Raw genomic sequence first — 9043 nt, forward strand, 5'->3', positions numbered from 1 at the left:
TAATTTTTAAATTTTATATAAATATAATTTATTTAAAAATTGCAAATTTGCGATTTTGGGTTATGAAATCATTGAGCTTGGACAGCTTCAAAGTTGCAAAAATCAATTTCTAATGTTCTAAATTACGCATTAATCATTTGCTATAATCCACATATTCAACACAGATTCGGTTCATTCATTTTGAAAATCATCTTTGCCGGTACGCCAGAATTTGCCGCAACAGCACTAGCTGCTTTGCTCAACACACAACATGAAATTGTTGCGGTATACACTCAACCTGACCGCAAAGCTGGACGTGGACAAAAACTCACAGCTTCTGCCGTAAAGCAATTGGCTTTAGAGCACCATATTCCTGTTTACCAACCCCTTCATTTCAAATCATCGACTGAAGAAGGTTTAGCCGCACAAGCTGAATTAGCCGCTTTAAATGCCGATGTTATGGTGGTTGCAGCCTATGGTTTGATCTTGCCGCAAGTCGTGCTAGATACCCCGAAATATGGTTGCCTGAATATTCATGGTTCATTGCTGCCACGTTGGCGCGGTGCAGCACCGATTCAACGTGCCATCGCAACAGGTGATATTGAAACAGGTGTCACCATTATGAAAATGGCAGCCGGACTAGATACTGGCGACATGATGTATAAAACCATCTGCCCGATTGAAGCAACGGATACCTCTGCAACTTTGCATGACAAACTTGCAGAGCAAGGTGCAACTGCAATTGCTGCCGTTTTAGACACTGAACAAACATTGCAGCAATATTTAGACAGCCGTGAAGTTCAAGACGAAGCATTAACAGTTTATGCACATAAGCTATCAAAAGCTGAAGCAAAAATTGATTGGTCCATCGATGCCGTACAAATCGATCGCAACATCCGTGCCTTTAATCCGTGGCCGGTAGCATTTATTCAGTTAGATGAACAAAACAATTTACGCGTTTGGCATTCTGAACTTTCTGCTGCGTCTGCACCGAATGCTCAAGCAGGTGAAATCATTGCCATCGATAAAAAAGGCATACACGTTGCCTGTGCCAATGGCAGCGTGATTATTTTGACTTCTTTGCAATGGCCGGGTGCTAAACCACTCAACCCTGTACAAATTTTACAAACCCAAAAATTGACTATTGGACAAATTTTATAATGAAGCAATCTCCCAACGCCTCGACCCGAGACCTTAATTTACGTGCTCAGGTAGTGAAGACGTTATTGGCTGTCCAAAATGGTCAATCGCTGCAATCGGTACTCGCGCAGCAAATGAATATCGTGTCAGATAAAGACCGTGCGTTATTCCATGAATTGGTGCTTGGTTGTTTACGTCAATGGTACGCATTGAAACAACTGACTTTACCATTACTGTCTAAACCTGTAGATAACCAAGTGGTTGAAACCTGTTTATACCTTGGTTTGTATCAATTGTTGTGTACCCGTGTCGCGGCTCACGCTGCAATTTCTGAAACGGTGGAAGCTGCAAAACAATTGGGTATGGGAAGTCTAAGTGGCTTAATCAACGCAATTTTGCGCCGTGCAACACGTGAAACAGAACAGTTCTACGACGTACTTGAACAAGCCACCAATTTACCAAGTTGGTTAACCAAACGTCTGAAAAAAGACTGGGGTGAACAATTTGACGAGCTCAGCTATGAGCTTAAACAAATTGCGCCACTGACTTTACGTGTCAATACACGCCAAGTGAGCCGTGATGAATACCTTGATATTCTGGAAGATGAAGGCATCGATGCACATCGTTGTGAACTCTCTAATGTCGGTATTGTGATGGATGAAAGTCTACATATTCCAAGTTTGCCGGGCTTTGAAGCAGGTGGTTTTTCGGTACAGGATGAACATGCTCAGCTGTGTGCAACACTCTTACCAAATCTCGATGGTAAATTTGTGATTGATGCTTGTGCTGCGCCCGGTGGTAAAACTGCACACATTTTAGAGACCTTCCAACCGAAGAAACTCATCGCACTCGACCAAGATGAAAAGCGCCTGAAACGTGTAGTTGAAAACCTTGATCGTTTGGTTCTCGATGGTAAACATGTCGAAATCCAAACTGCCGATGCCATCACTTACACTGTTCCTGAGCTTGCTGATTGTATCGTGCTCGATGCGCCATGTACTGCTGTCGGTGTAATGCGTCGTCATCCTGACATTCGTTTACTACGTCAATCGGGCGACATTGCGAAAACAGTAGTATTACAAAAGCAAATTTTGGAAAACATGTGGAAGCAACTTAAAGTTGGCGGTACGCTGCTTTACATCACTTGCTCGATTTTAAAAGCTGAAAATGAACAGCAAATGGTTGAGTTCTTTGCCAATCATGCCGATGCCCAAGAAATTAAAATTGAAGCAGATTGGGGAGTTGAACAAATCCATGGTCGTCAACTTTTCCCGAAAGTGGGTTATGGCGATGGCTTCTATTATTGCCGTATAGTAAAAACGGCCTAAATCAATAAACACCTTTTTAGATGTAAACAATCATAAAAAATGCCCGATGATTTCATCGGGCATTTTTTTCGTCATTCTAAATTTAATCTTCAGCTTCGTCAGGATTTTTCACCAAATGAATCGTCGCTAAAAGTAAACCACCCCATAGCAAAACAATTGATAAAATCATCATGATCATTGCAGATGTATTCATATTAATTCTCCTCTGGACCTTTGTCTTTACACAAGCTTAATAGAACAGAACCCAATACAAAGAAGGCCAATACCGAACCACCCACCAACCAAAGTGTCGTTGCAGGATAACCGCCATAACCTTCAGTTGCGACAGCCTTAATCGTCAATACAAGTGCAACCAATAATGAAATTGGGGTGATCACGGTCAATAAGAAATTCCAACCTTGACCCAACTTGATACTTGAGTATTGATTTGCATGCTCTTGTAATTGTTTCATCAATGGACGATGGAACCACGACACCAAAATAATAGAGAGTAAACCACCACCCACGATCCCAATGTTATTGGCAAAGTAGTCAATGATATCAACAAAAGTAATGGCACTTTGTGTAGAGAATAAAAGTGTAGATACGATTGCTGAACCGCCCGCAACAATCGTTACAGCTTTATTTTTTGACCAACCCAATTTGTCTTGAAACGCTGCAATTGGCACTTGCAAGATACTCACCATAGAGGTAATCCCTGCAACCACCAACGAAGCAAAGAACAAGAAGCCAAACAAATCACCGCCTGCCCCCATACTCGAAATGATTTTCGGGAAGGCAATAAAGGCTAAACCAATACCACCAGATACTACTTCTTTTACAGGTACACCTGAACTTTGTGCCATGAAACCAAGTGCTGCAAAGACGCCAATACCCGCTAAGATTTCAAATGATGAGTTGGCTAATGCAACGACTACACCTGAACCGGTTAAGTTGGTTTTTGCTTTTAAGTAAGACGCATAGGTCAACATGATCCCGAAACCAATCGATAACGAGAAGAAGATATGACCAAAGGCTGCTAACCATACTTTATAGTCAGTCATCGCATCCCAGTTTGGCGTAAAGAATGCATTTAAGCCTTCTGCCGCACCCGGTAGACGCAATGCTTGAATGACTAAAATGCTAAATAACACGATCAATAACGGCATAAAAATTTTATTGGCAAGTTCTACACCACGACGTACACCGCCATAGAGAATGAACATCACCACAGCCCAAACAATGACTAAACCAACAAATAAAGTCGGAACAAAACCAAATGTTAAGCCATCACCATTTTGTAGATAGGTTTTAAAGAAAAAGCTTTCCGTATCTGAGCCCCATTGTTGTCCAATGGCGTAATACATGTAACTACCGGCCCATGACAATACGCTGGCATAGTAGATCCCGATGATGAGTGTCACCATCACTTGCCACCAGCCTAATGCCTCACTGTTCATAAGTTTTTTATATGCAGTTGGCGGTGCTTTTCGGAATTTATGCCCCACTGCATAATCTAAGAACAATAAAGGCAAACCCGCTGCAAAAATTGCAATTAAATAGGGAATTAAAAATGCACCGCCACCATTTTCATACGCCACGTAAGGGAAACGCCAAATGTTTCCCAAACCTACAGCGGAACCAATAGCGGCAATGATAAATCCTGATCGTGCCGACCAGTTTTCACGATTATCTGACATAGAACACCTAAACCTCAGGCATCTTTAACTGCTGCTTGTTATGGTTATATCGCGAGCAAAAAAAGAACCATAAAAATAAAATTCTGGGTGTTTGATCTGGTGAGATACCTTGTGAGCGTCTATACCAAATTGCAAACAGAAAAATCACATGCGCATTTTGGTTAAAAACACCACAAATAACTTTCCCTTTGTATGAATTAACAATACTCACTTTTTTTAAGTTTTTCTGTAATTTCTACGGCAAATATTCCATTTTTATAATGTGTTTAGGCTTAAATGTTCATTTAATCAGCTTATTTTTCATACAATTTAAGTTATTAATAATATAACTTTTAGGAATATTTTATTTCCAATTAAATTTTTAAAGTTATTTCACTCGATAATGTCCGGTAATTTGATAGGCATGCAAAAGATCTTCTTCCTGTGTGCCCTCTCCTATATTATGGATGATCAGCGGAACCCCGCTACCTTTCATTTTACGATCTGAAACCACACCGATATGCACTAAACCACGCCCTAAGTCCCAAGTGACAATATCACCTGCCAAATACTGCTTATCTTTGACTACATAGCCCTGGCGTTGCATCCAGGTTTGAATATTGGGAACACGCCGATGATCAATATTTTTATCAGTACTTTTTAAGCCCCATTTTTGTGGATACTGCTTAAAATTGGCTTTCATATCTTCATGAATGGTTTGTTGTAAATCAATCCCTTGCTGTCGTAATGCACGAATTACCACGTCGGTACAAACACCCTTGATTAAAGGGACATCTCCCATTGGATAACGCAGTGCAGTATACGCAGGATCATAATATAAGGTTTTCCCAATTTGACTGCGTGCATCCGTCACCATTTGAGTGGCGTTAAAGGCAAAGACAGCCATATTCACGGTCATCAAACTGACCAATAATAAAATTCGTTTCATTTTTCTTATTCACTTTAGATTTTTTGAAATGATTCAAAAACTGGGCTTCGAACAGATCCATACTGAACCAAGCCTAAGTTTAAACTGCTACAGTTTTATCGCCAATACGCGTTCTTCTTGCATATCTCGAATGGCAGACTGAATCCCTTCACGACCTAAGCCAGAATCTTTTACGCCACCATATGGCATGTTATCAACACGGAAAGATGGAATGTCATTAATAATCACTCCACCGACATCTAAGTGATTCCACGCATACAACATTTTATTCAAATTTTGCGTATAGACGCCCGCTTGTAAACCAAAACGGCTGCTATTAATTTTGGCGATGCCTTTTTCAAAATTTTTGTATTTTTCTAGAATCGCTACAGGACCAAAGATTTCATCTTTATACACTTCCAGTGATTCATCGACATTTTCTAATAAAATTGGATCGAGCAAAGCCCCCTGATGTTCACCACGAACCAAAGCTTTAGCTCCTTTTTTGACTGCTTTATCGACCCATTTATGCACGCGTGTTGCTTCTGCTTCCTTAATCATTGGACCGACCATGGTGCTTTCCAACTGTGGATCATCCGCTTTAAGCTGCTTCATTCTCGCCACGAGTTTTTTCTTCACATCGGCATAGATATCGGCATGCACCAAGATGCGTTGAACACTAATACACACCTGCCCTGCATGGTTATACGCCCCACCGACTAAGCGTTCAATAAATGCCGCTGAAATTTCAGTATCAGGCTCAACCAATACAGCAGCGTTGCCACCGAGTTCCAAAGTCACTTTTTTACGCCCCGCACGCGCTTTCATATCCCAGCCGACAACATCGGAACCGGTAAAGCTGAGCAGTTTAAATCGGTCATCTGTTACCAAGACATCTGCATGTTCACGTGGACAAGGTAAAACTGAAAAAGCACCTTTAGGTAAATCCGTTTCTGCCAAAACTTCCGCAATTTTTAAAGCTGAAATAGGCGTCAAACTTGCAGGCTTCAAAACAAATGGACAGCCTGCGGCAATGGCAGGTGCAATTTTATGCGCAGTCAGATTGATCGGAAAATTAAACGGGCTGATCAAGGATACAGGGCCTATCGGCACATGTTTGACCATGCCTTGATAGCCAGATGCCGCTGCAGTAACCGCCAATGGGATCATGCGACCATCATCCATCTGTGTGACAGCATCGGCAGCAATTTGAAAGGTATTAATTAAACGTTCAACTTCAGCAGCTGCGGCTTTACACGGTTTTCCACCTTCCGCAATTAAAATTTCAGTCAATTCTGCACGCATTTCATTAAAACGTTTAACACAGTGCAGTAAGATTTTTTGTTTTTGAAAAGGTTCCAATGCCGCCATTGCAGCGCTAGATTTAACCGCTGAATCAATGGCTTTTTCAATGGTTGCAGCATCTGCGAGTGCAACGCGTGCATATACGTCTTGGGTATATTTTTGATTCACTTCTAACCACTGATCGGTAGTCAATGCTTTACCTGCAACATAGAGCGGATAGTCTTTTATATCTTGTACGGCTTTGGACATGACGATATTTCCATGATCTTGAGACATTATTGATAAATGTGAATAAATCTATGCCCTCTATCATGCGCTGACTGAGCACAGAGTTCACTATATTTAAGTAACAAAATGAACCACAAGCCTCAAACTTGATTACTTATACGCCCTGAACTTCATCCCCTATTTTCAGATCTCTGCTTGCACTGAAAACCGTATGATCGAGTCTCTATATAACGATGAAATTAAATTAGAAAAGCTATTTAAAATATTAAATCTCATTATTTATCAATTTTTTAATAAATCATTCAACCTAAATTCAATGATAAGAATTATGAGTACAACATAAAAAAAGCCCATCAAATGACGGGCTTTTTAAATCTATGTTTTAGCTATACGAACGCTGTGTTTTCACTGAAGTCTTATTCACATTTTCTAAAGCGGCAACCTCTTCATCCGTTTGCGCTTTGCGAATAAAGAACACTGCAATCGCTGCGATGACTACTGGAATTCCCACAGCCATAAAATTAATTTGATGTGGCAATTCTTGTGATAATAAATAGCCTATCAGAATAGGGCCAACAATCGCACCTGTACGACCGACTGCAGATGCCCATCCAATACCTGTCGAACGTACAGACAACGGATAGTACTGTGCAACATAGCTATACAGCAAGATTTGCGAACCAATTGCCGATGCACCTGCGACAGCAACCAAAAGATAGATCACAGGCTGTGGTGAATTAAAGCCGAGTAAAGATAGTGCCACAGCACCTGCGAGACATAATGTAATGATCACCGGTTTTAAGTGGAATTTGTCCGCTAAAATACCGCCGCCAATCGTACCAATTACGGCACCAATATTCATCGCCAATAGGAAGGTCAAACTGCTACCTAATGAATAACCTGCGGCCATCATTAGTTTTGGTAACCAACTGCCTAATGCATAAAGCGTTAATAGACACATAAAGAAACACAGCCAAAACAACATCGTACTTACGCCACGACCTTGCTTATACAACGCTTTAACAGATGTTCCACCCGGAACCGCAACTTCAGTCAGTTCCAGTTGAGTATTTGCAGTCACGGTTTGTTCAGGTGCAATGGTTTGAATCATACGACGTGCTTCATCATGACGATTCACCTTCACCAAAAATGTGAGCGATTCAGGTAAAAATTTCCAAGCAAATGGCAACAGTAACAGTGGAATACCCGCAATGAAGAACATGATTTGCCAGCCATAATCCGCAGTAAACCATGAACCAAAGAGAGCCGCCATGATGCCACCCATTGCATAACCACTGAACATAGTGGTCACTAAAGTACTGCGTAGATGCTTAGGTGCATATTCAGATGTCAATGCCACAAGGTTCGGTAATACCCCACCAATGCCAAGTCCAGCAATAAAACGTAAAGCACCAAATTCAGTAGGATTTGATGCAAAACCGCCTAGAAATGTGAATGTACTGAATAAAAATACACAGATCATGATGACTTTCTTACGGCCAATCTTATCAGCCAAAGTACCAAACATCATGGCACCAAACATCATCCCTGCAAGTGCTGTACTCGCAAGCATGCCTGCCTGAACAGCTGTTAATCCCCAATCTTTCATCAATAAAGGCAGCGCAACACCATTGATCGCTAAGTCATAACCATCAAATAAAATAAGAATTAGACACCACATCATGATGCTGAAATGCGATTTTGTGAACTTAGCGTTATCGACAACGCTATTCACATTCATTGTGCTTGCAGACATTGAACCTCACCTCCAATTGTGAGTTTTATTTTTCGCTACAATGCCGTTTTTCAATGTAAATTGTCCAAAATTACAAAGGTATAGATCCATACCTTTCAGATATATCCATGTTGTTTGGGAATAAAATGTCATAAAAACTCGAATATTTTTGAAATATTTATACATACAAAAGTCGATGAACTGCGGGTCTAGTTTTAATAATGATTAATTATCAATGCGTTATTAGAAGCTAAATCACAATCAGACGATAGATTATTTGATATGAAAATTGTCAGAATAAAACTCAAATTTTATAGAAAAAAATCGCAGTTCTACGATCTAAGTCGTAGATTTCGAAATCATAAGTCATCAGCCATCACTTAAGTCGATAATTAGGCATTTAAACGGTTGTTTTGGCTTACTTACATTCAGGTTTTACGGCATTTAAAGCTGAGAATTCCTTAAATTGATGATTTTTTGAATGCATTGATTGTCTAATAATCACCCATGTTTAGATGATTCAAGCATCAATTTATCTATATTTTTCTCCTTTTCCCTTTTTCCTTTTTTCTCCTTGCATAAAAAAACACCCCCTGAGATATCAGGGGGTGTTTTGAATAATGAGCTGGCGATGACTTACTCTCACATGGGTAACCCCACACTACCATCAGCGCTAAGAGGTTTCACTTCTGAGTTCGGGAAGGGATCAGGTGGTTCACTCTTGCTATTGTCGCCAGCACAA

General features: G+C 40.5%; 7 protein-coding genes and 1 rRNA gene. 2 read left to right on the forward strand and 6 right to left on the reverse strand.

Annotation, left to right across the window (positions count from 1 at the left end):
* The first annotated feature begins 180 nt into the window (after positions 1–180).
* Positions 181–1140: a methionyl-tRNA formyltransferase gene (gene fmt / locus FTU65_RS13125; RefSeq protein WP_180066879.1), complete on the forward strand. Its 960-nt coding sequence runs from the start codon at positions 181–183 to the stop codon at positions 1138–1140.
* Positions 1140–2447, forward strand: coding sequence for a 16S rRNA (cytosine(967)-C(5))-methyltransferase RsmB (rsmB, locus tag FTU65_RS13130; protein ID WP_180026227.1), 1308 nt, complete (start codon positions 1140–1142; stop codon positions 2445–2447). Before fmt ends, rsmB begins: the two co-directional genes overlap by 1 nt.
* Before the next feature lie 82 nt (positions 2448–2529).
* Here rsmB and FTU65_RS13135 read toward each other — a convergent pair whose 3' ends face one another.
* The 6 genes from FTU65_RS13135 to rrf form a co-directional block, all read right to left on the reverse strand.
* Complete coding sequence (locus FTU65_RS13135) at positions 2530–2640, reverse strand: methionine/alanine import family NSS transporter small subunit (protein WP_180005359.1); 111 nt, start codon at positions 2638–2640, stop codon at positions 2530–2532.
* 1 nt (position 2641) lies between these two features.
* The gene (locus FTU65_RS13140) at positions 2642–4126 is read right to left on the reverse strand and encodes a sodium-dependent transporter (RefSeq protein ID WP_180066881.1); all 1485 of its coding nucleotides are present in this window, start codon (positions 4124–4126) and stop codon (positions 2642–2644) included.
* 367 nt (positions 4127–4493) lie between these two features.
* Positions 4494–5024, reverse strand: coding sequence for a DUF1287 domain-containing protein (locus FTU65_RS13145; protein ID WP_373685143.1), 531 nt, complete (start codon positions 5022–5024; stop codon positions 4494–4496).
* Positions 5025–5141: 117 nt separating this feature from the next.
* Positions 5142–6587: an aldehyde dehydrogenase family protein gene (locus FTU65_RS13150; RefSeq protein WP_180066883.1), complete on the reverse strand. Its 1446-nt coding sequence runs from the start codon at positions 6585–6587 to the stop codon at positions 5142–5144.
* A gap of 361 nt (positions 6588–6948) precedes the next feature.
* Positions 6949–8322, reverse strand: coding sequence for an MFS transporter (locus tag FTU65_RS13155; RefSeq protein WP_180005363.1), 1374 nt, complete (start codon positions 8320–8322; stop codon positions 6949–6951).
* Between the two features lie 602 nt (positions 8323–8924).
* Positions 8925–9039: ribosomal RNA gene (gene rrf / locus FTU65_RS13160) — 5S ribosomal RNA — on the reverse strand.
* Between the last annotated feature and the right edge of the window lie 4 nt (positions 9040–9043).

Source organism: Acinetobacter sp. YH12129, from assembly GCF_013418685.1.
Lineage (GTDB): Bacteria > Pseudomonadota > Gammaproteobacteria > Pseudomonadales > Moraxellaceae > Acinetobacter > Acinetobacter amyesii.

Excerpts from the sequence above, each read along its gene's own strand:
- rsmB (WP_180026227.1), top strand. The coding sequence starts at position 1,140 with ATGAAGCAATCTCCCAACGCCTCGACCCGAGACCTTAATTTACGTGCT.
- FTU65_RS13135 (WP_180005359.1), bottom strand. The coding sequence starts at position 2,640 with ATGAATACATCTGCAATGATCATGATGATTTTATCAATTGTTTTGCTA.
- FTU65_RS13140 (WP_180066881.1), bottom strand. The coding sequence starts at position 4,126 with ATGTCAGATAATCGTGAAAACTGGTCGGCACGATCAGGATTTATCATT.
- FTU65_RS13145 (WP_373685143.1), bottom strand. The coding sequence starts at position 5,024 with ATGACCGTGAATATGGCTGTCTTTGCCTTTAACGCCACTCAAATGGTG.
- FTU65_RS13150 (WP_180066883.1), bottom strand. The coding sequence starts at position 6,587 with ATGTCCAAAGCCGTACAAGATATAAAAGACTATCCGCTCTATGTTGCA.
- FTU65_RS13155 (WP_180005363.1), bottom strand. The coding sequence starts at position 8,322 with ATGTCTGCAAGCACAATGAATGTGAATAGCGTTGTCGATAACGCTAAG.